Origin of the sequence: Curtobacterium sp. BRB10, assembly GCF_031844325.1 — a bacterium.
Lineage (GTDB): Bacteria > Actinomycetota > Actinomycetes > Actinomycetales > Microbacteriaceae > Curtobacterium > Curtobacterium poinsettiae_A.
Window position 1 is genome coordinate 1 of sequence record NZ_JAUZVA010000005.1, and the last position, 25,793, is coordinate 25,793.

25 protein-coding genes are annotated in these 25,793 nt (G+C 72.4%); 15 read left to right on the forward strand and 10 right to left on the reverse strand.

Going from position 1 to position 25,793, the window contains the following annotated elements:
• Positions 1-326: 326 nt before the first annotated feature.
• A complete protein-coding gene (locus Q9R26_RS11480; protein WP_311227348.1) occupies positions 327-929 on the reverse strand; it encodes a DUF1992 domain-containing protein in 603 nt (200 codons plus the stop codon).
• 46 nt (positions 930-975) lie between these two features.
• Positions 976-2,796, reverse strand: a complete 1,821-nt coding sequence (locus Q9R26_RS11485; protein ID WP_311227349.1) for a glycoside hydrolase family 15 protein — start codon at positions 2,794-2,796, stop codon at positions 976-978.
• A gap of 435 nt (positions 2,797-3,231) precedes the next feature.
• Here Q9R26_RS11485 and Q9R26_RS11490 point away from each other — a divergent pair, with 435 nt between their 5' ends.
• The 4 genes from Q9R26_RS11490 to Q9R26_RS11505 all read left to right on the forward strand — a co-directional run bounded on the left by Q9R26_RS11490 (position 3,232) and on the right by Q9R26_RS11505 (position 7,488).
• On the forward strand, positions 3,232-4,398 hold the full coding sequence (locus Q9R26_RS11490; protein WP_311227350.1) for an RtcB family protein: 1,167 nt from the start codon (positions 3,232-3,234) through the stop codon (positions 4,396-4,398).
• Positions 4,399-4,522: 124 nt separating this feature from the next.
• Positions 4,523-5,356 carry a DUF1206 domain-containing protein gene (locus Q9R26_RS11495; protein WP_311227351.1) on the forward strand — a complete coding sequence of 278 codons (834 nt, stop codon included), beginning with the start codon at positions 4,523-4,525 and terminating at the stop codon, positions 5,354-5,356.
• 115 nt (positions 5,357-5,471) lie between these two features.
• Entirely contained in the window at positions 5,472-6,347 is an 876-nt protein-coding gene (locus Q9R26_RS11500) for an SMP-30/gluconolactonase/LRE family protein (RefSeq protein WP_311227352.1), read from the forward strand.
• A gap of 70 nt (positions 6,348-6,417) precedes the next feature.
• The gene (locus Q9R26_RS11505) at positions 6,418-7,488 is read left to right on the forward strand and encodes an alpha/beta fold hydrolase (RefSeq protein ID WP_311227353.1); all 1,071 of its coding nucleotides are present in this window, start codon (positions 6,418-6,420) and stop codon (positions 7,486-7,488) included.
• 138 nt (positions 7,489-7,626) lie between these two features.
• Here the strand turns inward: Q9R26_RS11505 and Q9R26_RS11510 are convergent, their stop codons facing one another.
• The 5 genes from Q9R26_RS11510 to Q9R26_RS11530 all read right to left on the reverse strand — a co-directional run bounded on the left by Q9R26_RS11510 (position 7,627) and on the right by Q9R26_RS11530 (position 11,516).
• A complete protein-coding gene (locus Q9R26_RS11510) occupies positions 7,627-8,820 on the reverse strand; it encodes an FAD/NAD(P)-binding oxidoreductase (RefSeq protein ID WP_311227354.1) in 1,194 nt (397 codons plus the stop codon).
• Between the two features lie 31 nt (positions 8,821-8,851).
• Positions 8,852-9,652, reverse strand: a complete 801-nt coding sequence (locus tag Q9R26_RS11515) for an SDR family NAD(P)-dependent oxidoreductase (RefSeq protein WP_182066235.1) — start codon at positions 9,650-9,652, stop codon at positions 8,852-8,854.
• A gap of 8 nt (positions 9,653-9,660) precedes the next feature.
• The gene (locus tag Q9R26_RS11520) at positions 9,661-10,167 is read right to left on the reverse strand and encodes a Dps family protein (RefSeq protein WP_071404882.1); all 507 of its coding nucleotides are present in this window, start codon (positions 10,165-10,167) and stop codon (positions 9,661-9,663) included.
• Between the two features lie 113 nt (positions 10,168-10,280).
• Complete coding sequence (locus Q9R26_RS11525) at positions 10,281-10,793, reverse strand: MarR family winged helix-turn-helix transcriptional regulator (protein WP_182066234.1); 513 nt, start codon at positions 10,791-10,793, stop codon at positions 10,281-10,283.
• A gap of 156 nt (positions 10,794-10,949) precedes the next feature.
• A complete protein-coding gene (locus Q9R26_RS11530) occupies positions 10,950-11,516 on the reverse strand; it encodes an NADPH-dependent FMN reductase (protein WP_182066233.1) in 567 nt (188 codons plus the stop codon).
• A gap of 106 nt (positions 11,517-11,622) precedes the next feature.
• Here Q9R26_RS11530 and Q9R26_RS11535 point away from each other — a divergent pair, with 106 nt between their 5' ends.
• The 6 genes from Q9R26_RS11535 (at position 11,623) to Q9R26_RS11560 (ending at position 17,941) form a co-directional block, all read left to right on the forward strand.
• A complete protein-coding gene (locus Q9R26_RS11535) occupies positions 11,623-13,269 on the forward strand; it encodes a glycoside hydrolase family 13 protein (protein WP_311227355.1) in 1,647 nt (548 codons plus the stop codon).
• A gap of 109 nt (positions 13,270-13,378) precedes the next feature.
• A complete protein-coding gene (locus Q9R26_RS11540) occupies positions 13,379-15,415 on the forward strand; it encodes a lectin-like domain-containing protein (protein WP_311227356.1) in 2,037 nt (678 codons plus the stop codon).
• A 142-nt stretch (positions 15,416-15,557) separates the two neighbouring features.
• Complete coding sequence (locus Q9R26_RS11545) at positions 15,558-16,217, forward strand: DUF308 domain-containing protein (RefSeq protein ID WP_259362870.1); 660 nt, start codon at positions 15,558-15,560, stop codon at positions 16,215-16,217.
• Positions 16,214-16,477 carry a hypothetical protein gene (locus Q9R26_RS11550; protein WP_027464979.1) on the forward strand — a complete coding sequence of 88 codons (264 nt, stop codon included), beginning with the start codon at positions 16,214-16,216 and terminating at the stop codon, positions 16,475-16,477. The genes Q9R26_RS11545 and Q9R26_RS11550 overlap by 4 nt, the downstream gene beginning before the upstream one ends.
• 143 nt (positions 16,478-16,620) lie before the next feature.
• Positions 16,621-17,160: an RNA polymerase sigma factor gene (locus Q9R26_RS11555; protein WP_182066229.1), complete on the forward strand. Its 540-nt coding sequence runs from the start codon at positions 16,621-16,623 to the stop codon at positions 17,158-17,160.
• Positions 17,150-17,941, forward strand: coding sequence for a hypothetical protein (locus tag Q9R26_RS11560; protein WP_182066228.1), 792 nt, complete (start codon positions 17,150-17,152; stop codon positions 17,939-17,941). Before Q9R26_RS11555 ends, Q9R26_RS11560 begins: the two co-directional genes overlap by 11 nt.
• A gap of 159 nt (positions 17,942-18,100) precedes the next feature.
• Here the strand turns inward: Q9R26_RS11560 and Q9R26_RS11565 are convergent, their stop codons facing one another.
• On the reverse strand, positions 18,101-19,012 hold the full coding sequence (locus Q9R26_RS11565; RefSeq protein ID WP_311227357.1) for a LysR family transcriptional regulator: 912 nt from the start codon (positions 19,010-19,012) through the stop codon (positions 18,101-18,103).
• 48 nt (positions 19,013-19,060) lie between these two features.
• On the opposite strand from Q9R26_RS11565, the gene Q9R26_RS11570 reads away from it, so the two are divergent.
• Positions 19,061-20,350 (forward strand): MFS transporter, encoded by a 1,290-nt coding sequence (locus tag Q9R26_RS11570; RefSeq protein ID WP_311227358.1) that lies wholly within the window; start codon positions 19,061-19,063, stop codon positions 20,348-20,350.
• Positions 20,351-20,480: 130 nt separating this feature from the next.
• Positions 20,481-21,086 (forward strand): hypothetical protein, encoded by a 606-nt coding sequence (locus Q9R26_RS11575; RefSeq protein WP_209132894.1) that lies wholly within the window; start codon positions 20,481-20,483, stop codon positions 21,084-21,086.
• Positions 21,087-21,192: 106 nt separating this feature from the next.
• Here the strand turns inward: Q9R26_RS11575 and Q9R26_RS11580 are convergent, their stop codons facing one another.
• Entirely contained in the window at positions 21,193-22,107 is a 915-nt protein-coding gene (locus Q9R26_RS11580; protein WP_182066224.1) for a cation diffusion facilitator family transporter, read from the reverse strand.
• 47 nt (positions 22,108-22,154) lie between these two features.
• Between Q9R26_RS11580 and Q9R26_RS11585 the strand changes: the two genes are divergently transcribed.
• Together Q9R26_RS11585 and Q9R26_RS11590 are read left to right on the forward strand one after the other, a co-directional pair.
• Positions 22,155-22,823, forward strand: coding sequence for a DUF4166 domain-containing protein (locus Q9R26_RS11585; protein WP_311227359.1), 669 nt, complete (start codon positions 22,155-22,157; stop codon positions 22,821-22,823).
• A gap of 1 nt (position 22,824) precedes the next feature.
• Positions 22,825-23,802, forward strand: coding sequence for a DUF1731 domain-containing protein (locus Q9R26_RS11590; protein ID WP_311227360.1), 978 nt, complete (start codon positions 22,825-22,827; stop codon positions 23,800-23,802).
• On the opposite strand, the gene Q9R26_RS11595 is transcribed toward Q9R26_RS11590, so the two are convergent.
• A complete protein-coding gene (locus Q9R26_RS11595) occupies positions 23,771-24,781 on the reverse strand; it encodes an EamA family transporter (protein WP_259581320.1) in 1,011 nt (336 codons plus the stop codon). The two genes, Q9R26_RS11590 and Q9R26_RS11595, sit on opposite strands and share 32 nt — an antisense overlap.
• Positions 24,782-24,853: 72 nt before the next feature.
• Here Q9R26_RS11595 and Q9R26_RS11600 point away from each other — a divergent pair, with 72 nt between their 5' ends.
• Entirely contained in the window at positions 24,854-25,768 is a 915-nt protein-coding gene (locus Q9R26_RS11600) for a LysR family transcriptional regulator (protein ID WP_311227361.1), read from the forward strand.
• The last annotated feature ends 25 nt before the right edge of the window (positions 25,769-25,793 follow it).

The following is a 25,793-nucleotide window of genomic DNA, read 5'->3' on the forward strand; positions in this document are numbered from 1 at the left end:
CCAGATCAAGTAACACCCCGCACCACCACCATCGGCCCGGACCACGCAGCAGCGCGGTCCGGGCTGACCTGCGTTGTGCGTCAAGCGTCGAGCGGAACCGGGCGTACCTGGTGAGACCGCGCGTACCTGGTGGGTTCTTTCGACCAGGTACGCCCGTTCTTGCGAACCAACGCGCGCGTGATGGGAAAGAACGAGCGTCGTGTGCGGACGTCGGGCCGGCGGCCGCCGTCGTCACGGGCTGGGCGACACCTCACGCGGTCGCGTTCGCGTGAACCGTCGTTCAGCGCGAGCTCCGACCGGACCGCACCGCGCCACCGCGCCACCGCTCAGCCGCGCCGCCACCACCGGCGCGGCTTCGGCTCGAGCCGCGCATGCTCCGCAGCCCGCGCGGCCGAAGCCATGCGCACCTCGCGGCGCTCCCGCCAGGCGAGCACTTCGGCCTCGACGTCGCGCATCGGCGTCACGACCGGCGGGCCGCCGAGCAGCTGCCGCCGGGCCTCCTTCACCCGCGCGTTGAAGTCCACCAGGACGTCTCGGACGTCGGACTCCAGTGACAGCGCGTCGAGAGCGTCGTCGAGTTCGGCGTCCTCGGTGCGGAGCGCCAGGGCCGGCGGCGCGATGCCCCGGATGTCCTCACGCTCGATCTTCGACTTGATCCACCAGTCCGGATCGTGCTGCCCGTCGAGGCCCGGCAGCGGCTTGCCGTGGTAGGGGTTGCCCTCGAAGACCCCCCGGCGCTCGGCCTCCTCGATCTGGGCCCGGGCGTGGGCGGCGACGTCGGCGGCCTTGAGCAGCCGACGTTCCTCACGTTCCGACCGCACCTCGTCCGGATCGAGCGACCCCCGCTCGATCTCCTGGTCGACGAGTTGCTGGTAGCGGTAGCGGGCGGCCCTGCGGAGCCGGTCCATCCGTGCATCGACGTCGTTCATCGTCAGACCATGATGCCCCGCACCCCCGACGGGTCGTCCAGCCCGGTCAGGACTCCGACGCGACCTCTTCGATGGTCAGCGCGGCCTGGATGAGCGCCAGGTGCGACAGCCCCTGCGGGATGTTGCCCATGAAGTCCCCGTCGACGGCACTGAGCATCTCGCTGAACAGGCCGACGTCGTTCGCCTGCGCGACCATGTCGTCCATCAGCTGCTTCGCGTCGTCGATGCGTCCGACACACGCGAGCGCGGCCGCGAGCCAGAACGAGCACGCCACGAACGGCGACTCCTCGTCCTCCATGCCGGAGTACCGGTAGACGAGCGGCCCGTGCTGCAGCTGCTCCTCGATGGCCCGGATCGTGGACTCCATCCGCGGCCCGCGGTCGAACGCCGACATCGCGTGCAGCAGGATCGAGCAGTCGAGGGCATCGGTGCCCGGGTACATGACGTAGTGGCCGAGTTCCTCGTTCCACCCGTGCTCGGCGACCCAGTCCTCGATGAGCTCACGGTTCTCGATCCACTTCTCGCACGGTCCGTCGATCATCCCCGCGTCGTGCAGTTCGACGGCGGCGTCGAGCGCCTGCCAGCAGCCGATCTTGCTCGTCGTGTAGTGCTGCGCCTCCTGCAGCTCCCACATGCCCGAGTCTGCTTCCGGCCACCGGTGGCACGCGTCGTCGGCCAGCCCCTGCAGCACCGAAGCCGTCTTGCGGTCGAGCACGTTGCCGGCCCGGACGTACTGCCGCATGATCTCGAACACGTCGCCCCAGACCCCGAGCTGCAGCTGGTCGCCGGCTCGGTTGCCGATCGTGACCGGTCCGATGCCGTTCCAGCCCGGGACGTCGCGCTCCTCGACGGCGTCGCTCTTGGTCCCGTCGAGTCCGTAGAAGATCGGCATCGTCTCGTCGTGCTCGGCGATCGTGCGCATCACCCACGACACGGCGGCGTGGGTCTCCTCGCGCAGGCCGAAACGGGTGAGTGCGTGCACCGTGTACGCCAGGTCGCGCACCCAGGCGAACCGGTAGTCCCAGTTCTTCCCACCGGTGCGGTCCTCGGGCAGGCTCGTCGTCGGCGCCGCGGCGATGGCGCCGGTGGGGGCGAAGATCAGGAGCTTCAGGGCGAGGGCGCTGCGCTGGACGGCGTCCGACCACGGGCCGTCGTAGCTGAACTCCTTCGACCAGGTCGACCAGTTCTCGATCGTGCGGTCGACCCCTTCGAGGGTCCGCTCCGGCTCGGGCAGGAAGATCGGTTCGTCGTACGTGCCGACGATGGTCAGGATCGACTTCGAGCCCTCGGTCGTCGAGAACCGCCCCGAGAACCGGGCCCCGTCGTCGTGCACCGGTTCGAAGCCCTGCTCGACGATCGCGATGGTCACGCCGTCGACGCCGATCACCGTGCCGTTCGCGGTGTCGAGTCGGCGCGGTTCCGCGGTGTTCAGGATCGTGCCGGGCACGACCGCCCACTCCATCTCGACCGAACCGTCGACCCCCTGCACGCAGCGGCCGATCTCGGCCCACGGCAGGCGTCCGGCCACACCGGTGACCATGGCGTCGGTCACGGTGGCGGTGCCGGACGGGGTCGTCCAGGTCGTCACGAGCACGTTCGTGCCCGGCAGGTAGGCGCGGGACGCCTGCGCCTGGTCGTCCACCGGCCGCAGCGCGACGTGCCCGCCGTGCTCCGCGTCGAGGATGCTCGCGAACACCGGCGGTGAGTCCATCGACGGGATCGGCAGCCAGTCGATCCGGCCGTCGAGCGCGATGAGGGCGACCGTCCGCCCGTCGCCGATCGCGCCGTACGAACGGAGCGGGACGTACCCGTTGGTCCGTTCCTCGTTCTCGGTCGCGTCGGGGGTGTCTCGCGTGCGCTCGGTCATGCGTCCAGCCTGCCCCGGCCCCGGCGGCGACCATCAGGCGGACGTACCCCTCGTGGCGGACGCACCCCGGGCCTCCAGGCCGACACGCCCGCGCGACTTGCGCATCCCGGGCGTGTCGCACTAGCGTCGTCCTCCTGCCGATCGGCAGACCGCCCGTCCCGGGCACACCGGAAGGACCGCGCATGCGCGCCGTGCAGCACAACGAGGAACGCGTCGAGCTCCAGCTCGCCGCGACCGCCGTGCTGTCCGAGCAGCAGTGGTCCTCCAGCTATCCCGCGTAGGCACGCGACGTCCCACGACGCCCCGTGCCCACCCGGCCCGGGGCGTTCGTCATCTCCGCCTCCTTCCGTCCGCCACGACCGGCGACGACCAGGAGGCCCGGCGTACGACCGTCTCGGACCGTCACCTCGACCGTCACGAAAGCGAGACGACTCCATGAAGAAGATCAACGACCGATTGCTCAGCTGGGCCTCGATGCTCGAGGACAACACCGAGCAGCAGGCCCGCACGACCGCGCGCATGCCGTTCGTGTTCCCGCACCTGGCCCTCATGCCCGACGCGCACCTCGGCCTCGGGGCCACCGTCGGATCCGTCATCCCGACCCTCGGCGCGATCATGCCGGCGGCCGTCGGCGTGGACATCGGCTGCGGCATGATCGCGGTCCGGACGCAGTTCACCGCCGCGGACCTGCCCGGCGACCTGCAGGGGCTGCGCGAGCAGATCGAGCGCGCGATCCCGCTGTCGGCCGGAGCGTCGAACCGGAAGATCGTCGCGACCGCTGCGCCGCGCATCGCGGAGCTCGAGGCGATGGCCGAGACCGCCGGGTTCGACCCGGACGGTGTGCACGGCGGCTGGCGCAACCAGCTCGGCACGCTCGGTTCCGGCAACCACTTCATCGAGGTCTCCCTCGACGAGCAGGACCGGGTCTGGCTCTTCCTGCACTCCGGGTCGCGAGGCGTCGGCAACAAGATCGCGCAGCGCCACATCACGGTCGCCAAGCGGATGATGGAGCGCTGGTGGATCGAGTTGGCCGACCCCGACCTGGCCTACCTGGTCGAGGGCACGCCGGAGTTCGACCGGTACGTCGCCGAGCTGCGCTGGGCCCAGCACTTCGCCCTGCTCAACCGCGAGGAGATGATGGACCGCGTCGTCCGGCAGCTGTCCGAGGCCGTGGGCACGCCCGTCGACGAGCAGGAGCGGATCAACTGCCACCACAACTTCACGCAGCGTGAGACGCACTGGGGCAAGTCCGTGTGGGTCTCGCGCAAGGGGGCGATCCAGGCGAAGGCCGGGCAGCCCGGGCTGATCCCGGGGTCGATGGGCACGGCCTCGTACGTGGTCGAGGGACTCGGCAACAAGCCCTCGCTCGAGTCGTCCCCGCACGGTGCCGGCCGGCTGTTCTCGCGGAGCGCTGCCCGGCGGACCTTCACCCACGAGCAGCTGCGCGAGGCGATGGCCGGCATCGAGTACCGCGACACCGACGCGTTCCTCGACGAGATCCCGGCGGCGTACAAGCCGATCGACCAGGTGATGGCCGATGCGTCGGACCTGGTGTCCATCCGGCACACGCTGCGGCAGGTCGTCAACGTGAAGGGCGACTGAGACGCGTCCACCGACGAAGGGGAGGCCCGTGGCCGCGCGCCACGGGCCTCCCGTCCGGTGCGGGGCGGCACCACGGCCCGGCGCGGCCCGGACAGGACGGCTCACGTCGGGCACGCTTGACGAGATGAGCGACACGGCGGAGCACGCAGCACGGGAGACCGGACGACAGGTCCGGCGAGCAGCCGACAGCCGGTGGTTCGAGGTCACGGCGCGCGCCGGGTTCGTCGGCAGCGGCATCGTCCACCTGCTGATCGGGTACCTGGCGATCCTGCTCGGGATCGGCAACGCGTCCTCCGGCGGCGAGACGGACCAGTCCGGTGCGTTGCAGCAGATCGCCGCGGTCCCCGGCGGGGTGTTCCTGCTCTGGCTGATCGCCGTCGGCACGGCCGCACTCACCGTGCGCCTGATCGTCGAGGCGATCGTCGGCGGCCGTTCCGACACCACCCGGGGGTGGCTCGCCCGGCTGAAGGACGTCGCGAAGGCCGTGGTCTACGGCGTGATCGCGTACTCGGCCGCCTCGTACGCGCTCGGTGCCGGGTCGAGCTCGAGCAGCTCGTCGCAGAGTGCCGCGGCGAAGACCCTGGCGACGCCCGGCGGGGTGTTCGTGCTGCTCCTCGCCGGGGCGATCGCCGTCGCGGTCGGCATCGGCCTCGTGGTGATCGGCTGCCGCCGGTCGTTCCACAAGCAGATCACACGACCGTCGGGTCAGCTCGACCGTGTGGTCACCGTGCTCGGCGTCGTCGGGTACGTCGGCAAGGGGATCGCCGTGGTCATCGTGGGCGTGCTCATCGCCGTCGCGGGGCTGCAGAGCGACCCCGACCAGGCCACCGGCCTCGACGCCGCGTTCGACGCCGTGCGGAGCATGCCCGGTGGGGTGTTCGTCCTCGTCGCGATCGGCATCGGGTTCCTGGCCTTCGGCGTCTACAGCTTCTTCCGCGCGCGGTTCGCCCGCCTCTGACCCGCCCGGCGAGACGGCGGGACCGGCGGGACCGGCGCGGACCCTCGCGCCGCGCGCCGCCGCCGCGCCGCCACGCCTGAGCGAGCACGGACCGCTCCCGCGGTAGACGGGGTCGATGAGCACCAACGCCACGACCGGCCCCGCGACCGTCTTCGCCGACGCCCGAGCGGTCCTCGCCGAGAGCATCGTCTGGGACCCGTCGGCACAGCTGCTCCGGTGGGCGGACATCACCCTCGGCACCCTCAACACCGCCGAGGCCGACGGCACCGTGCGCTCGAGCGTGCCGCTACCGCCCCCGCTGGCGAGCTTCCAGCCCCGGGCCTCCGGCGGGTTCGTCGCGGCCCTCGGCGACACCGTCGTGGTGACGGACGAGCAGGGTTCCGTGGAGCGCGAGATCGCCCGCGTCACCCACAGCACCTCGGGCAACCGGTTCAACGAGGGCAAGTGCGACCCGTTCGGCCGGTTCCTGGTCGGCAGCATGAACGTGACGACCGGCGAACCCGACGCCGCGCTCTACTCGATCGAGGCCGACGGCACCACCCGGGTGCTCCGCGGCGGCTTCGGCGTGACGAACGGCATGGAGTGGTCGGAGGACGGCAGCACGATGTACGTCACCGACACCAGTGCCTCGACGGTCTTCCGCGGGTCGTACGGCCCGGACGGCGAGCTCGGCGAACTCGAGCCGTTCATCGTCGGCCAGCCGCACGACGGCCTGGTCCGCGACGACGAGGGCTGCTTCTGGAGCGCGGTCTACGGCGGCTCCCGCGTCGAGCGCTACGGGCCCGACGGCTCCCACCTGGAGACGGTCGAGCTCCCCGTCGCCAACCCGACGTCGGTGGCGTTCGGCGGGCCGGACATGTCGACGCTCTTCGTCGGGACGGCCCGCGAGAACCTCACCGAGCAGGACCTGGAGCAGGCACCGCGGTCCGGTGCGGTCTTCGCGGTCCCGACGACGGTGCACGGGTTCCCCGCGAACACCTTCAGCGGCTGAGCACGTCGTCACCGCCCGGGAGGACGGCGGCCGGGTATCCTGGGCGACCGCCCGACCGGAGGAGACCCACGTGGACGACGAACGCCAGGCACCCCGGCCGGACCCGGCCGGCGAGCTCGCCCAGGCCGAGGACGCCGACGTCACGGTGCAGGTCGACCGGGTCGCCGTCGACGGCACCTACGTCCGGGTGAGCTCGATCGGTGCGCCCGGCGCACGGGCCTTCGTGCTCGTCGCGGGGCTCGGCATCGCGTCGACCTACTACGAGCGGCTCGCCCCGCACCTCAACGAGAACGGCCCGGTGCACGCGCTCGACCTGCCGGGGTTCGCCGGCGTCCCGCGGTTCCGCGGGAAGGTCACGATCGAGCGCTACGCCGACGCGGTCGAGCGGGTCGTCGACGACCTCGGGCTCGAGGACCCCGTCCTGGTCGGGCACTCGATGGGGACCCAGGTCGTGACCGAGGTCGCCGCCCGCAGGCCCGGGATCTCCGACCTCGTGCTCATCAGCCCGGTCGTCGACTCCCGTGCGCGGACCGCCCGGCAGTCGGCCTTCCGCTTCCTGCGGTCGGCGCTGCACGAGCCGTCCGCCGTCCGCTGGCACGCCGTCACGGCGTACGCACTGTGCGGCTGGCACTGGTTCCGGAAGGTCCTGCCGCGGATGATCGCGTTCCCGATCGAGGAGCGCGCCGCCCACGTGCAGGCCCGCACCCTGATCGTCCGCGGCGAGCACGACGCGATGGTGCCGCGGGACTGGGTCCGTCGGCTGGCGCGGGTGTTCCCGTACGCGGTCCTCCGCGAGGTCGTCGACGGCGCGCACTCGGTCATGCACGCACAGGCCGACGCGGTCGCGCGGCTCGCGGTGGCGCACGTCGACCGCCGGATCCCCGACCGGGGCGTGTCGTCGCTGCAGCGGGTGCGCGACGACTCGACGTCGTCGGACCTGGCCCGGCTCGGCCCCGGTGACGCCTGGCTGCTGGTGAAGTCGCGGTTCATCGAGCTGTTCGGGATGGCTCGGAACGACGACGAGACGCTCGAGGCAGCCAAGTCCGCGCACGCCGTCGCGATGGCGGACGGCGACGACCTGCCGGTCGACCCGGCGGACCGCCGAGCGGTCGTCGACGAGGTCGCGCCGGAGTCGAAGTAGCGAGCGCGGCCGGAGCAGCGAGCACGGTCGGACCAGCGTCCGCCACGGTGTCCGGCTGACCGCCTGGAGGCCCGGCGCCGGTCCGACGGACCGGCACCGGGCCTCCAGGCGGTCGCGACCACCGCGACGGGTGAACGGTCAGGGCGTGATGCGGCCCGGCAGCATGTCGGGCGTCAGCGCGTTCGCCTCGGCGAGGACCGTGCGGGCCTCGTCGGTCTTGTCCCACACGTTCCAGAGCAGCACGCCCCGGACCGTGTCGTCGTCGTCCAGGTAGTAGACGACCCCGGTCACGGTGGGGTCCTGCCAGTCCTCGACCGTGCGCAGCTTCGAGCTGACCTGCCCCACGGCCTCGTACCCCATGTCGAAGACGTCGGAGTAGAACATCGGCGTGTGGTCGTAGGTCTCGTCGGCGTCGGCCAGGTTGCGGCCTGCCTGCCGACCCTGCTGCTGGGCGTTGTCGACGTGCTCCACCCGGCGGGTGCCGAGGATCCGGTCCGGGTACTCGGCGACGTCACCGGCGGCGAACACGGAGTCGTCGTCGGTGAGCAGGGTGGAGCTGACCACGATGCCGTCGCGGACGGTGAGTCCGGCGTCGGCGGCGAGCTGCGTCGCAGGTTCGATGCCGAGCCCGGCGACGACCGCGTCGGCCTCGACCACGGAGCCGTCGTCGAGCGTCAGCCGCACGCCGTCCGCCGTCTCGGTGCCCTCGGACACCCGGCGGCCGGTGCGGAGCTCGACGCCGTGGTCGACGAAGCGCTGCTGGAACGCCCGGGCCAGGTCCTCCGGGAACATCCGGCCGCCGACGACCTCGTCCGGGTCGACCAGTGTGACGCGCGCGCCGTTCTGCACGATGCCCGCCGTGATCTCCTGGCCGATGTACCCGCCGCCGACGACGGCGACGTGCGCCCCGGCGTCCGCGAGTTCGCGCAGCCGTCGGTAGTCCGACGCGCTGCGGTAGTCGAGCACGCGTGCCGACGGGGGCAGCCCCGGCAACCCGCGGGGCTTCCCGCCGGTCGCGAGCAGGAGCCGCTCGTAGCCGTGGGTCGCGCCGTCGGCCGTCGTGACGGTCTTCGCGGCACGGTCGATCGCGGTCACCGCGGCGCCCAGGACGAACTGTGCCCCGGTCTCCTCGGTGTGCAGGTCGACCTTGTCGTCCCAGCTGAAGTCCGGGTCGGTCCAGAGCTTCTTCGACAGCGCGGGCCGGGCGTACGGCCGGTCGACGTCCTCACTGAGGATGCCGATCGACCCGTCGGTGTCGAGCTCGCGGATGCCACGGGCAGCGGCGTCGGCGACCATCCCGCCGCCGACGATGAGGTAGCGGAAGTCGGTCATGACGCCTCCTGGCGGTGCTGTGGTGCCACGATCAGATCGTGGCGACCGAGCCGGAGTCGACCCGGTAGTTGGCGCCGTTCACGAAGCTGGCCAGGTCCGAGCACAGGAAGGCCACGACGTTCGCGACCTCTTCCGGCTCGCCGCGTCGCTTGAGCTCCATGTACGGCCGCTCCTCGTCGAGGAAGCTGCCGATGGCCTCGTCGAACGAGGTCCCGCGCTGCTTCGCCCGCTTGTCCATCATCGCGTCGGTCATCGGCGTGTGGATGAACGCGGGGGAGACCGTGTTCACCAGCAGACCCTCGGAGGCGTAGGAGCGGGACAGGCCCTTCGCGAACGAGAGCACCCCGGCCTTGGCGGCGCAGTAGGGCAGTTCGTCGTCGTACGGCTGCGAGGCGTCCTCGGACACCAGGTAGACGATGCGTCCCCAGCCGCCCTGTCGCAGGTCGCCGATGAACTCGCGGGTGATCCGCACCGGCCCCATCAGGTCGATGTCGATCGTCTCCGCCCACCCGGCCTCGTCGATCTCGTGGAACATGCCCTGGGCGCCGGTGACACCCGAGGACTGCACCAGGATGTCGATCTCGCCGACCGCTGCACGCACCTTCTCGTGCAGGCCGGCGAGGCTCTCGGCGCTCCGGACGTCGGCGGCGAAGGCGTGCAGCTTGCCGAGCGGCGCCTCGAGCTGGTCCGCACTGGTGTCCAGACGGCTCTGATCGATGTCGGTGACGACCACGGTCGCACCCTCCGCCAGGAGGATGCGTGCCGTGTTCCAGCCGATGCCGGAGTCGCCGCCGAAGACGAGTGCGGTCTTGCCCTGGATACCGAGGTCCACCCGGGCCCCTACGCGTGTGCCGACGCGTCGGCGACGGCGGGCGTGGTGGCGGAGGCCAGCGGGGTGCTGGGAGCGCGGTTCTCGGCGGAGACCATCCACGCGAGCTGCTCGAGGCGCTCGATGAAGCCGTGGAGCAGGTCCGCGGTCGTCGGGTCCTCGTCGTCGACCTCGTCGTGGACGTCGCGCATGGTGCCCGTCGCCTGGTACAGCCGGAGCGTGACCTGGTCGATGGCGTCGTGCGTGGTGATCTCGCCCGAGGGGAACGCGTCGAGGTGGCTGCCCGCGGAGACGGTCGCCGAGCGGCCGTCCGGCACGAGGTACAGCGCGCGCATGCGCTCGGCGGTGTCGTCGGCGAACTCACGGGCCGCGTCGACGATCTCGTCGAGCTGCAGGTGGAGGTCGCGGAAGTTGGTGCCCAGGATGTTCCAGTGGGCCTGCTTGCCCTGCAGGTGCAGGTCGATGAGGTCCACGAGGACCGCCTGGAGGTTCTTGGCCATCTTGTCCGAAGCGTGCATGGTTGTGGCTCCTTTCGCGTCGGTGTGACCGTTCCGGTCTACGCGGTGCCGCAGTGCACGTTCTCAGTGCGCTCGGAGGCAGCGTCCCCCGAGGCAGTCCGGCGCGGTGCTGCTCAGTGCGACGGCGCGGGGTCGACCTGGTCGACCGCGTCGCGCATCCGCTCCAGGAAGTCGGCGACGATCCGCGCCTCGGACGCGGGGAGCCCCTCGGCGATCGACATCATCCGGCGGTGCATCACGCCGAGTGTGGCGCGGACCTCGTCGTCGGTCTCGGTCGTCGGCGTGATGACGAGGGCCCGGCGGTCGGTGGGGTGCGGGTCGCGACGCACGTGGTTCGACTTGACCAGGCGGTCGATGAGGATGGTCGTCGAGGCCGACGAGATCTTGAGGTACGCGGCGAGGTCCTTCGGGCTCACGGTCGTGCCGGAGCGCTGCGCCTGCAGCAGGAAGCGCACGGCGAGCAGGTCGGTCTCGCCCATGCCCATCGAGTCACGGGTCCGGCGGCGCATGGCCGTCTCCGCGGATCGGTACCGGCGCAGGGCGTTCAGCACGGCGACCCCGCGTTGGGTCGCGTCGTCGTCCGGGAACCAGTACCCGGACGCCTCGGTGATCTCCTGCGTGGACATGGCGTTCAGGGTAACCCGTCTCGTATCTCGGCCGTCTAGCGAACTCCCGGGTTCTGCGGTGACCGATGCGTTCGCACCGTCCGACGCGTCCCCACCTGACGGACAGGAGGCCCGTGGCGGGGTCGCCACGGGCCTCCTGTCCGACTGTCGGTCGCGTTACGCGGCTGCCTGCTCGTCCGTGCCGGCTGCGGCCTCGGCGAGCGCGGTGAGCGCGCCCTGCACGAGCGTCGTGACCTCGGCGTCCTCGCGCGGGTGGGTCTCCGCGAAGCGGACGACCGACTGCGGGATGGCGACCTTGACGTCCTCCAGGACCTTCGCGCCGGCGATGCCGGCCGCCTTGCGGGCGTCGTCGTGCGCCCAGACGCCGCCGTACTGGCCGAACGCCGAGCCGATCACGGCGAGGGGCTTGCCGGACAGCGGTGAGGCGCCGAACGGACGCGAACCCCAGTCGAGCGCGTTCTTCAGGACGGCGGGGATGGTGCCGTTGTACTCGGGGGTGATCAGCAGGACGGCGTCCGAGGCGGCGACGGCGTCGCGGAAGGAGACGGCAGCGGCGGGCGGGGTGTCGCCGTCGATGTCCTCGTTGTAGAACGGCAGGTCGACGATGCCGTCGAAGGTGTGCAGCTCGATGCCCTCCGGCGCGTGGTGCGCGGCGGCCTCGGCGAGCTTGCGGTTGATGGAGTCGGCGCGCAGGCTGCCGACGAGGACGAGGACGTTCGTCATGGAGCTCCTTCTGTTGCGGGATGCTGTTGCTGGACGGAAAGGTGTCAGCGACAACCAATGCGATCGTACGGGGCGCTATTCCCAGCCCCCTGGGTACGGTGGCGACGTGACCACGCTTCGGACCCCGGCCAGCACGCCACGAACCACCGACCCGACCTGGTGGCGCGATGCCGTCGTCTACCAGGTCTACCCGCGCAGCTTCGCCGACACCGACGGCGACGGACTCGGTGACGTCGCGGGCATCACGAGCCGGGTGCCGTACCTGGCGTCGCTCGGCGTCGACGCGCTGTGGCTCTCCCCGTTCTTCCCGTCGCCGCTCGCCGACGGGGGCTACGACGTCGCCGACTACCGTGCCGTCGACCCGAAGCTCGGGTCCCTCGACGACCTGGACGCGCTGGTCCGGGCCGCCCACGAGCACGACCTGAAGGTCATCGTCGACATCGTGCCGAACCACACCTCCGACCAGCACGAGTGGTTCCGGGCCGCACTGGCGTCCGCGCCGGGGTCGGCCGAGCGTGCGCGGTACGTGTTCCGTGAGGGCTCCGGTGCCTCCGGGGAACTGCCGCCCAGCGACTGGGTGTCGAACTTCGGCGGCAGCGCGTGGACCCGGGTGCCCGACGGGCAGTGGTACCTGCACCTGTTCGCACCCGAGCAGCCCGACCTGGACTGGTCGAACCCCGAGGTCCGCGCCGACTTCGAGGACACGCTGCGCTTCTGGTCGGACCGCGGCGTCGACGGGTTCCGGGTGGACGTCGCGCACGGGCTGGCGAAGGACCTGTCGACCCCGTACCGGCCGTCGAACGAGCAGGACCTCCCGCTCGACGGCTCCGACCCGCTGTACGACCGCGACGAGGTGCACGAGATCTTCGCCACCTGGCGTCGGGTGCTCGACGAGTACGAGCCGCCCCGTGCCGCGGTCGCCGAGGCCTGGGCCCCTGCACCGCGCCGTGTCCTGTACGCCCGGCCGACGGAGCTCGGGCAGGCCTTCAACTTCGACCTGCTCGAGGCCCCGTTCGAGCCGGACGCCTTCCGTCAGATCATCGAGCGGAACCTGGCCGCCGCGGAGCAGTCGGGTGCCTCGAGCACCTGGGTGCTGTCGAACCACGACGTCGTGCGGCACCCCACCCGGTACGGCCTGCCGGACGGCACCGACACCGACGCCTGGCTCATGACGGACGGCACGACGCCGGAGCTCGACCGTGCACGGGGGCTCCGTCGGGCACGCGCGGCGACGCTGCTGGTGCTGGCACTGCCGGGGTCCTCGTACGTCTACCAGGGCGAGGAGCTCGGGCTGCACGAGGCCGCCGCGATCCCGCGCGACCTGCTGCAGGACCCGAAGTGGCTCCGCACCGGGCACACCGTGAAGGGCCGGGACGGCTGCCGCGTGCCGATCCCGTGGACGCGCTCCGGGCCGTCGTTCGGCTTCGGGGACGTCGCACCGCACCTGCCCCAGCCGCAGGACTTCGGGGAGTCGTCGGTCGAGGCCGAGGACGGCGATCCCGGGTCGACCCTGTCGCTGTACCGCCGGGCGTTGGCCGCACGGCGTCGGCTGCAGCAGGGGGAGGCGCTGACGTGGCTGGAGTCCGGCTCGGAGGTCGTGGCGTTCGCCCGGCACGACGGCTGGCGGTCGGTCACGAACTTCGGCACCGCGCCGGTGCCGCTGCCTGCCGGGACGGTCGTCGTCGCGTCCGGGTCGCTCGACGAGGTCGCGGCGGGGCTGCTGCCTGGTGAGACGACGGTGTGGCTGGCCTGAGCGTTCCGCTTGCGTCGTTCTTCCTCCACAGCCCGGAGGCCCGTGGGGGCGTTCCACAGATCGTCCCGCCGCCGCCCGGGGGTGACGTCCCGGTCGCGAGCATCGGGGCATGACAGATCCCACTGCACCTGCACCAGCACCAGCTCCAGCCAAGGCCCCAGCTCCTTCCCGCGACCGGCGGTCGTTCCGGTCGCGGGCCGTCCGCCGCCTCGCTGCGGCCTGCGCCACGCTGACCGCGATCGGTGTGCTCGCGGCGCCCGCGGTCCTGCCGTCCGGGTCGAGTGCGGCAGCCCTCGACTTCCCGTACGTCAACCAGTTCTCCAGTGCGTCCGGCGGCGCCCTGCACGGGGACGCCACGGTGTCGGGCGGCCGACTGCGGCTCACCGACGACGTCCGGAACCAGGCGGGAGCGTGGTCGACGAACGACACGTTCCCGTCGGACACCGGTCTCGAGATCGAGTTCACGTACGCGATGCACACCGAGAAGGACGACCCCGGGGCGGACGGGCTGCTGCTGTACCTGGCCGACGGCGCCGCGGCGCAGGGCGTCGGGTCCTTCGGCGCCGGGCTCGGGTACGCCTGCCGGAAAGAGGCCACCGAGGGCGGCGGCCGGGCGTGCGACCTGCCGGGGGTCCCCGGGGGTTTCGCGGCCGTCGCGATCGACCACTACGGCAACTTCTCGTCACGCATCAACGGGTCCGGTCCCGGAGCACAGCCCGACCACGTGGTGGTCCGGGGCTCGGGCAACGGGACCGAGGGCTACCGGTACGTCGCCGGAGCCGCGGCACCGGGTGGCACCGTGACGGCCGGTTCCACGCCCCGCACGGTCCGCATCACCCTGCTGCCCGACGACGACGGCGGGCTCGCGGTCACCGTCCGGCTGCAGGTCGGCTCGACCATGCGCACCGTGCTCGACTCGGTCCCGCTGCACGGCGACGGCCAGGCCTCGCTGCCGAGCACGCTGCGCCTCGGGTTCGCCGGGGCCACCGGCAGCCACGTCGACAAGCACGAGGTCGACGCGCTCCGGGTCTGGAAGCCGGCGGACCTGTCCGTCGAGCACGACCTGCCCGCGACCGCGACGGCGGGCGAACCGCTCCGCTACACCGTGACGGCGCGGAACCCCGGCCCGAACGCCGCCGACCCGAGCCCGCTGCAGGTCGACGTCCCCGACGGCATCGAGGACGTCACCTGGACCTGCGCGGCTGCGGACGGCTCCACCTGCGTCACCGGGTCGGGCACCGGTGACGTCGCGACCGACCTGTCGTTGCCCCGAGGGGGTTCTGCCGTCGTCACGATCGAGGGCCGGGTGGCCGAGGGCACGTCCGGAGCGCTGGAGAGCACGGCGACCATCGCCCCGCCGACCTCGTTGTCCGACACGAACGAGGCCGACAACGCCTCCCGGGCGACCACCACCGTGGCGGCACCGGTGATCACCGCCGACGTCGAGACGGACAAGTCGGTGTCGCCGTCGACCGTACGGCCCGGTGACGAGGTCGAGTACCTCGTGACGGCGAGGAACCGGGGGCCGTCGGTGGCGCAGCAGGTCGGGGCGGTCGACGACCTGCCCCAGGCCATGCGGTTCGTGGGCTCCGACGACGGGTGCACGGCCGAGGGGCAGCGGGTGACGTGCAGCTCGGACGTGGCGCTCGAGGTCGGGGAAACCCTGGACTTCCGGATCCGCGCCGAGCTCGACCCCGCGTACCAGGGGGACGGCTCCGACGTGGTGAACGTGGCGACGGCGACCTCGCCGACCGACCCGGACGGCGGCGACCCGTCGACCGGCGTGGCGATCGTCGTCGGCCCGGACGACGGGGGGCCCGCGCCGAGCCCCGCGCCGACGAGCGACCCCGTGCCGACGAGCGACCCCGTGCCGACGACGGGGCCGGCGCCGGACGACGGTGACGCCGGCGGGGACGGCTCCGCAGGCGACGACGGTCCTGGCGTCGACGACGGCGGAGCCGGTGACCCCGCAACCGACCGTCGGGCCGCGGCCCCCGTCGGGGCCCTGGCCTACACCGGCGCCGAAGGGCTCGGCCTCGCCGCCGCGCTCGCCGCCCTGGCCGCCGCCGTCGGATCCGGGTGCTGGTGGCTCGCCCGACGCCGTGCTCGCCGGGACGCGCCGACCGACGGCCCCCAGCAGCCCTGACACCGCCGGGACGGCACCGGACGGTGGTGTCGTCCCGGCGCACGGGTGTGGACGTCCACAGGGGACGAGTCCGCTCCGGTCGGGCGTCCACCCCACCGGCGGTAGGATCGGATCCACGATCCGCATGCCCGAAAGAGGTCTCGTGTCCGACACCGTGGACGACGCCACCACCGTGGAAGACGCGACCCAGCGCGCGCGGTACTGGCCGATCCCGATCCTCCGGGCGGTCCCCGCAGCGGTCGTCGCGATGGTGATCACCTTCTCGACCAACCACGCCGCGGGGTACGGGCTCCTGCTGTTCGGCGGCTTCGCCCTGGTCGAGGGCCTCGTGCTCCTGTTCGCCGGCCTCTCGCGACTGCCCCTCGACGGCCGTTCGCGTCGCACGACCCTGCTGCAGGCCGTCATCACCCTGCTGGCCGCGGTCGCCGCGTTCGCGTGCAACGGGTTCGGGCTGCCGGCCTTCATCACGGTCATCGTCGCCTTCGCGGTGCTGACCGGAGCCCTCGAGCTGTCGCAGGGGCTCCGGGCCCGGCGTCGCTCGCCCTTCGCTCGCGACTGGACCACGATCGGCGGCCTCACGCTGCTGCTCGCGGTCGCGTTCCTCCTCACGCCGCCGGACTACTCCCAGCAGCTCGGTGGCGTGGAGCAGGTCACCGGCACCCTCGACGCCTCGATCGTGCTCGTCGGCCTGCTCGGCGCGTACCTCGCCATCACGGCCGTCTTCCACGTGATCGCCGGCCTCTCGCACAAGTGGGGCACGGCCACGCCGGCCGTCGCCCCGGACGGAGCACCACACGCATGACCACCCCCAGCCGTCGTGACCGTCTGCGCCCGGTCGAGCTCCTCGGGATCTCCGCGATCGTCGCGGTGTTCACCGGGCTCGTCGTGCTGTTCTCGACGCGGGAACTGCAGCTGGCCGTGATCTTCCTCGGTGTCGCGTTCATCGTGGTCGTCGTCGTGCTCGCCATGCTGCAGCTCGCCTCGTCGAGCGAGCAGGACGACAACGACATGCTCGGCGGGCACAAGACGCCGGGCGAGGGCGACGGCGACGACTTCCACTGACGGCTGACGGCTGACGGCTGGCGGTCGCGGCAGCGGTGACCGCATCCTGACGACGGACACGCCCGAGATCACGAATCCGGAACGGTCCTGTCAGGATCGCGGGTCCTACCGACACCTCTGGGTGAAGGAGGTGGGATGTGGACGTGACGACCGGCACCGACACGGACGAAGGACTCGTCCGTGCAATGGCGCAGGGAGACACCGGCGCGCTCGCCCGGGCGTTCGACCGGTACGCCGCCACCCTCACCCGCTACGCGTGGGCGCTGGTCGACGACCGGTCCGACGTCGAGGAGATCGTGCAGGACGCATTCCTGACGCTCTGGCAGCGCGCCGCGACCCTCGAGCTGCCGGCGGACACGGTGCTGCCGTGGCTGCTCGTCGTGTGCCGCAACCACGCCTTCAACACCGGGCGCAAGCAGGCCCGGCGCCGCACGGTTGAGCTGCCGGAGCACCTCGCCTCGCCCGCCGACCACGACGAGGCCCGTGAGACCCTGCGCTGGGTCCGGGCCGAGATCGCCGCGCTCCCCGACCTCGACCGCCGCATCTGCGAGCTCTGCCTGCTCGAGGGCCACTCGTACGCCGAGGCCGCCGAACTCCTCGGACTCACGGTCGGCGCGGTCACCCAGCGGGTGTCCCGCAACCGTCGACGACTCAAGAAGGTGGTGATGCACGATGAACACTGAGCCTCCGCAGGGCGACGACCTGCAGCGCATGCTCGTCTCGATGAAGCAGAACGTCCTCGAACGTGCCACCCCGCGTCCGAAGCGTCGTCGTGTCCGACCCGGTATCGCGCTCGGCATCGTCGGTCTGCTGGCCGTCGGCACCGCGACGGGCGCGGTCGCCCTGACGCTCTCGCAGCAGAACACCGACCCGGTCGCCGCTCCCACCCAGACCCAGCAGGCCGAGCCCTCGCCGTCCGCGACGACGCCGAGCTCCGCCCCGATCACGGGTGCCCCGATCCCGAAGCCCACCCCGACCCCGACCCCGGCCCCGCCGACGCCGCCCGCGTCTGACGTCCGACTCCCCGGCGACTGCTACCTCCTGGTGCCCGACGACGACTACGACCGCTTCTTCGGGGCAGCGCGGCACGAGTCGATGATCATCGCGCCCGGCGGGGACCGCGAACCGGACGGGAACGACCGCATCCAGGGACTGCGTGGCGAACACGAGGTCCTGAGCTGCACCTGGCAGAACGAGGGCGTCGAAGCGAACCTGACCCTGGCCGTCGGCCACGTCGCGGACTTCGGGCCCGGTATGTCGGAGGACATGGTCGAGCGCCGCGGCGGCACGTGCACGGACCGGCTCGGTGGACGGCTCTGCCAGAGCGCCGGACTGTCCGGTGGCGGCGGCACGCTCACGACGACCCGGTTCGAGCGGGACGACATCGTCATCGCGATCAACCAGACCGACTTCCCGACAGACGGCCTGCTCGACGCCGTCGTCGGGGAGATCTGGGGGGACTGACGGCCGGGAGGCGCGTGGCGGACCCGCGCCGCGCCTCCCGTCCGCCGGTGGAGACCCCGACGGATCGTGAGCAGAAATGGTCGCCTCGCGCACCGTGACGCGACCGTTCCTGCTCACGAAGCGAAGCGCGCAGCGCGGCGCACCGAAGCGCGCCCCGCATCACCCCACCCGAGCCGCCACGATGTCGCGCGCCAGCGTCCGGACCGCACGGCTCGGCTCGGGGGACGTCCGGACCGCCAGGCCGATGCGGAGCGGCTCGACCGGATCCCGCAGCTCGAGCACCGCCCCGTCGTACCGCACCCCCGAGTCCGGGACGACCCCGACGCCGAGCCCGGCCGAGGCGAACCGGATCACGGCGGGCATGTCGTTCATCTCCGCGACGATGCGCCGACGGATGCCGAGCCGCTCGAGTGCTCCGTCGAGGATGATCCGGTTGCCGAACCCGTGCGCCGTGTCGACGAACGGCTCGTCGGCGAGTTCGGCGAGCGACACCGACGACCGGCCGGACAGCGGGTGGTCCGACGCGGTGAACACCCGGAACGGCATCTCCCGCAGCGGCTCCACGACGACGCCGGCTGGCACGGTGGGCAGGCCCGTGTAGGCGATGTCGAGCCGCCCGGCGACCAGGTCCTGCACGAGGCCGGTCGTCCCCGACGGTGAGGTCATCAGCTCCACGGCGACGAGCGGGTGCTGCCGTCGGAACCGCTGCAGCACGCCCGTCAGGTCGACGATGTCCATGCTCGTGAAGATGCCGAGCCGCACCCGGCCGCGCAGGTCGGCGTCGTCGGCGGTGGCCAGGTCGCGCATCCGGTCGAGCGCATCGAGCACCGCGCGGGCGTGGGGGAGCAGGTCCTCGCCCGCGGGCGTCAGGACGAGCCGTCGGCTGGTGCGGTCGAAGAGCCGCACCCCGAAGCTCCGCTCGAGCGAGGCGATGCCCGCGGACACCGTGGACTGCGCGGCCCAGAGCCGTTCCGCCGCCCGGGTGACGCTGCCCTCGGCCGCGACGGTGACGAACTGTTCGAGCAGCCGGGTCTCCATCGTCCGAGTATCGAGCAGATCGATGGTGCACATCAAGCGCATCCGTTGGACTCGATGCTCTCTGGGCACGATCATCGGAGCATGTCAACCGTGACCGACACCCCGACGAGCACCGTCCCCGCCACCACCGCCGCTCCCGCATCCGCGAGCGACCGTGTCGTCGCCCCGCGCGGGCGCCGCGTCCACACCCGTCGGCGCCACGGTTTCGGGTTCTGGGCCGTCGCCTTCGCGTTCCTCGCGGTGATGGCCTTCGCGACCGTCCCCGCACCCCTCTACGTCATCTACCAGGCCCGCGACGGCTTCCCGACGTTCACCACGACGGTGATCTTCGCGGCGTACGGGGTGGGGGTCGTCGGGTCGCTGTACCTGGCGGGACACCTCAGCGACGTGCACGGACGCCGTCCGCTCATCCTGGTGTCGATCGCCCTCGAGCTCGTCGCAGCCGTGCTGTTCCTGCTCTGGAACGACGTCACCGGTCTCATCGTCGCCCGGCTCGTGACCGGCCTCGGCGTCGGGACGCTGACGGCGACCGCGACGGCGCACCTCGGCGAGCTCCGGGTCCGTGCGACCGGGTCGAGCGACTCCGCGAAGGGCGCGAGCGTCGCCGCCGGAGCTGTGAACCTCGGTGGGCTGTCACTCGGCGCCCTGGTCGGTGGAGCGCTCGCCGAGTTCGTCGGGCAGCCCCTCATGGTCCCCTACGTGGTGTTCGTCATCGCGCTGGCGGTCGCGTTCGTGCTCGTGCTGGCCGCACCGGAGACGGTCGACCGCCCCGAGCAGCCCGTGGCCTACCGCCCGCAGCGCATGCAGGCTCCCGAGGGGCAGGGTGCCGCGTTCTGGGCCGCCGGTGCAGCGGCGTTCGCCGCGCTCGCCGTGCAGGGCCTCTTCACCTCGGTCGCGCCGAGCTTCCTCGGAACCACGTTCCACGTCACCGACCGCCTGGCCGCCGGAGCCACGACCTTCGGGGTCTTCGCCGCGAGCGCGCTGTCGCAGATCGTCTTCGCCCGACTGTGGCAGCGTGCGCAGATCCGGCTCGGCATGCTGCTCCTGGTCGTCGGACTGGTCGTCCTCGCCGTCGCCGCGGTCCTGCTGCAGGTCGCCGGGTTCATCGGCGGCGGGGTCGTCGCGGGAGCCGGCGTCGGCCTGCTGTTCCGCGCCGCGATCGGCAGCGCCGCAGCACTGGTCGGCCCGGAGCGTCGGGGCGGCGTGCTCGCCGCCACGTTCCTCATCGCCTACGCCGGGCTCACCGTGCCGGTCGTGGCCGTCGGGGCGGCGCTGCTGGTGATCCCGACGCTCCCCGTCCTCATCGGGTACGTGGTGCTCGTCGCCGTCCTGGCCGTCGTCGCCGGTACCCGGCTGGCCGCGCGCGCCTGACGCGTGGCGGGCCTCCCGTCCGCCCGTCGCATCCCGGAGCCGGGTTCCGGACACCGACCCACGCGATCGCGCGGTGCCGTGTCCGGAACCCGGTTCCGTCGTGCGGTCGCACTCCCGGCATACTGGGCGCGTGCCCCGGAACCGCAACCGTCCCGTGATCACCGGCGTCGCGGCCGTGGTGGCCGCCGGTCTCCTCGCCGGCGGGTTGTTCCTGACGGCGCGGCAGGGCGCGGACGACCCGACCATCGGTGCCGGCGCGGCCTCACGGATGCCCAGCGACGCGCCGATCGCCTCCGGCGACGGCACCGTCACGATCACCCGCACCGGGCCGGACCTGCCCGGCGGCGCCGCCCTCGCACGGTGCGACTCCACGACCCAGGCGGCCGTCGCCCAGTACGACACCGAGGCGCTGGGCCGCGTCACCCTGCAGTGCGGCACCGCTGCCCAGGGCTACGAGCACATCCGGGTGCGGCACACCGCCGACTGGCGGGACGTCGTCACCGGGCACGGCTCCCGCGACTGGGACGACGCCATGCTCACCGCGGTGCAGACGGCGCTCGAGGACCCGCGCCCCGGGTTCCCGCTCGACGCCGGTGACGGCAAGGTCTGCTACGCCGCACCCGTCCGGTTCGACGACGGTTCACGCCCCGACGACGAGCCCTGGGTCAAGGTGATCGTCTCGGCCACCACCGACCGGGTGATCACGGCGTACCCCACGCGCACCGACGACTGCTGACCCGCCACCCGCGGACACCCGTTCTGCGACAGACCACGCGTCGATCACCTGGTGGATCGTCGCGAAGCCGGAGCGACCCCGGCCGCACACGTCCGAGCGCGCGTCCCTACGCGTGCACCTCGTACTCGTGCCGCCGGTGCGACACCGGCTCCAACTGGAACGTCGAGTGCTCCACCGGCACGTCGAAGTGCTCCGCCACGCACCGCTGCAGCTCGTCGAGGATCGCCGGGGCGTGCGCCGTCGAGAAGCAGTGGTCGTCGACGACCACGTGCGCGGTCAGGTTCGGCACCCCGGTCGCCACCAGGGTCGCGTGCAGGTCGTGCACCGCGATGACGTGGTCGAGCTCGAGGATGTGCCCACGCACGTCGTCGAGGTCCAGGCCCGGTGGCGTCGACTCGAGCAGCACGTTCGCGGTCTCGCGCAGCAGCCGGATCGCCCGGGGCAGGATGAGCAGGCCGATCAGGATCGCGGCGACGGAGTCCGCGCGCTCCCACCCGGTCAGCATCAGCACGATCGCGGCGATGATGACGGCGACCGAGCCGAGGGTGTCGTTGAGGACCTCGAGCCGGGCGGCGCGCGAGGTGAACCCCTCGCCCGAGGCCCGCAGCAGCACCGCGTAGGCCACCAGGTTGCCGACGAGTCCGACGATGCCGAAGACGAGCAGCGGCCCGGAGTGGATCTCCTCCGGCACGAACAGCCGCTGCACCGCCGAGATGATCACGTAGACCCCGACGGCGAGCAGGATCGCGGCCTGCGCGGTGGCCCCGAGGACCTCGGCCCGCTGGAAGCCCCAGGTGCGCTGTGCCGTCGGCGTCCGGCGGGCGAGCCGTGTCGCGACGAGCCCGATGCCGAGTCCGCCGGTGTCGACGACCATGTGCCCGGCGTCGACGAGCAGCGCGAGCGAACCGGTGACCACGGCGCCGACGACCTCGGCGAGCAGGATGCCCGCCGAGATGCAGAACGCGATGAGCAGGGCGCGCTCCGAGGCGTGCCCGACGCCGTGCCCGTGGTCGTGTCCCATGTGCGACATCGTAGGGATCAGCACTGACGACATGCCAGGATCGAACCGTGAGCCGGTCGCCCTACGAGCTGTCCGCACCACCCGAGGTGCTGGCCCGGCTGCACCCCAGGCTCCGCACGTACTTCGGCCCCGTCCCGGCCGGTCACGTCGGCCGCGGCGAGGGCGTCTTCGGCGTCGTCGGCACGCCGCGTCGGTGGCTCTGGCCGGTGCTCGCGGTGTTCGCCCGCGATTCCGTCGTGTTCCCGGTCTGGGAGCGGGACGTCCCGTTCACGGTCGAGAACCGGCCGGCTCGCGTCCGCCGCGGATCGGGACCCAGCCTGGAGGCCCGCCCCGCCGTCCGCGCGCACCGCACCTTCCACTTCCGTTCCGGGGCCCGGACGATGGTGGACGCCATCACCGCCGAACCCGACGGCCTGGTCGACCACCTGGGTCGCCACGGGCGCGTCAGCGCCCGGCTCCGGGCGCAGGTCGACGCGGACGGTCCCGACGCGGGCGCCCTGCGCCTGGTCTCCACGCATGTGACGTTCCGTGTGCTGGGACGTGATCTGCGCCTCCCGGCCGCCCTGAGCCCGCGTGTGACGCTCGTGGAACGATTCGATGACGAAGCGGACGTGCAGCGCGTGTCCCTGGTGCTCGCGGCGCCGGTGCTCGGCACGCTGTACCGGTACGAGGGGGCGTTCCGGTACGAGATCGCGCCGGACACAGAACGGGGATGAGATGAGCGACCAGAAGGGCCGCGTCGTGATCGCGGGAGCGAGCGGCTTCGTGGGGCGGTACCTGCGGGACGCCTTCACGCAAGAGGGGTACCAGGTCGTCACCATCGGCCGGACCGGCGACGCCGTGTGGGGCAACACCATGCGCATCCGGGAACTCGTGGACGGCGCCGCCATGGTCGTGAACATGGCGGGCAAGAGCGTCAACTGCCGCTACGGACGACGCAACCGCGCCGAGATCATGCGCTCCCGGGTGGACACCACGCTCGAGCTCGCCGAGGCCATCCGCACCGCCGAGCACCCGCCGCCGCTGTGGCTGAACGCCTCGACCGCGACGATCTACCGGCACGCTGACGACCGACAACAGGACGAACTGACCGGCGAGATCGGCGAGGGGTTCTCGGTCTCCGTGGCCCGCGCGTGGGAGGACGCCTTCTTCGGCGCCGACCTGCCCGGCACCCGCCGTGTGGCGCTCCGGATGGCGATCGTGTTCGGCGACGGCAGCGCGCTGCTGCCGCTCCTGCGGCTCGCGCAGGCCGGCCTCGGCGGGCCGCAGTACGACGGCCCGTGGGTGCCGACGCGCTCCCGGCTCCGCGCCGGCACGTACCACCACCACCGGCCCACCCACGGTCGGCAGCGCTTCAGCTGGGTGCACATCGCCGACGTCCTCGGGTCGATCCGGTTCCTCCGCGACCACCCGGAGATCGAGGGGCCGGTGAACATCTCGAGCCCGAACCCGTCCGACAACCGCACCGTGATGGCGACCATCCGCGACGCCGTCGGACGCCGGTTCGGGGTGCCGACCTGGCGGTGGATGCTCGAACTCGGGTCGTTCGCGATCCGCACCGAGACCGAACTCGTGCTGAAGAGCCGGTGGGTGGTGCCGACCCGGTTGACCCAGGCGGGCTACGAGTTCCGGTACCCGCACCTGCGTGGGGCGCTCGCCGGGATCATCGCGGAGCGTCGCCAGCACCGGGGCTGAGTGCCGGGTCGAGATCGCGCGGACTGCCGCTCGCGATCGGTCCGGGCGGCACGTCGTGCGACCTCGGCGACACGACTGCGGCGGCGGCCGCGGTGGCCGGCCGCGGCCCGCGGTCCCGCGCCGGACGTGACGACCACAGCACGGCGGCCACGACGACGGCGCCGGCGAGCACCTCGACCAGGTCGGGCACCTCGCCGAAGGCCGCCCACGACGCGAGCACCCCGACCACGGGCACGAGCATCGAGAACGGCGCGACCGTGCTCGAGGGGTAGGTCGCCAGCAGTCGCGACCAGATGCCGTAGCCCACCAGGGTCGCGACGACCACGATGTAGAGCAGGCCGAGGTCGGCCGGCAGTGCCGCCGCCGTGAACGCGGAGCCGAGCGCGGTCCCGATGCGGTCCGGGCCCTCGACCACGAGCGACAGCACGGCCATCGGCACGGGTGGCACGACCGACCACCACAGGGTCAGGTGCAGCGGGTTCGCGGCCCCCGCCCGTCGGGTCGCGACGTTGCCGATCGCCCACCCGAGCGCACCGCACAGCGCGAGCACGACGGGCAGCAGCGCGGCGGTCTGCGACCGGTGCAGGGCGATCGCGCCCAGGGCGGCCACGGCGACGGTGACCCCGACGACCTGCCGGCCGGTCAGCCGCTCGCGCAGGAACACCCCGGCCAGCACCACCGTGAACGGCGCGGAGGCCTGCAGCACGAGCGAGGCCAACCCCGACGGCATCCCGGACGCCATGCTGAGGTACAGGAACGAGAACTGCAGCACACCGAGCCCGAGGCCGACGAGCAGCAGTCGCCCGAACGGGATCCGCGGTCGCGGCACGAACAGCAGCGTCGGGACCGCCAGGATCGTGAACCGCAGCGCTGCGAGCAGGAACGGGGGGAAGTGCTCGAGCGCGAGCGCCGTCGCGGGGAAGTTCAGTCCCCAGACCACGGCGACGACGACGGCGAGGAGGCGGTCTCGAGTGGTCATGCTCCCCATCGTCCTGGGCTCGACGTTGTAGGTCCATCGAAACCTTCACGATCCACGATGTAGGGTCCCTGCATGGTCGACTTCGACGTGCAGCTGCTGGCGGTCCTGCGGGAGCTCGCCGAGCGCGGCAGCGTCACGGCTGTCGCCGAGGCCACCCACCGCACGCCGAGCGCCGTCTCCCAGCAGCTGCAGACGCTGCAGCGGCAGGTCGGCGTCCCGCTGGTCGAACGCGTCGGGCGCGGCGTCCGGTTGACCCCGCACGGCGTCGTGCTCGCGGGGCTGGCGTCCGGGGTCGCGACCGCGATCGCGCGGGTGGACGCCGCCTGGCAGGAACACCTCGGCGGCACGACCGGACCGGTGTCCCTGGCGATCTTCCCGTCCGCGGCGGAACTGCTGCTGCCCGGCGTGCTCACCCGGATGCAGGCGCACCCGGGCATCGCGCTGACCCTGGTCGACGTGGACGTCAGCGAAGGGGAGTTCGCACCGCTCGCGGCCGACCACGACGTGGTCGTCGGGCACCGGTCGGACGGCGTCCGCCCGGCGGACCAGGGATCGGTCGACACCGTGCCGCTGCTCCGCGAACCCCTCGACGTCGCCCTGCCGCCCGGGCACGCCCTGGCAGGCCGCGCACGCGTGGGCATCGACGAGGTCGTCGGGGAACGGTGGATCGGCGTGCCAGAGGGGTACCCGATCGACCGGGTGCTGCACGCGATGGCCGCGGCGACGGACACCCCGCCGAGCGTCGCGTTCCGCACGATCCACCTGCCGGTGATCGAGAACCTGGTGGCGGCCGGTCACGGCATCGCACTCGTCCCGCGGTACACGTCGGGGACGCGGGCCGCCGGGCGCTTCCACCTGGCGGAGCTCGCCGACGTCCGTGCCGGACGCCGCATCGAGGCGCTGGTCCGCCCCGACCGTGCCGTCCGTCCCGTGGTGCGCACCGTCCTGGAGGCGCTGGTCGCCGTGGCCCTGGACGTCACCACCTGAGACGGTGGCGCCCACTGCCGGGCGC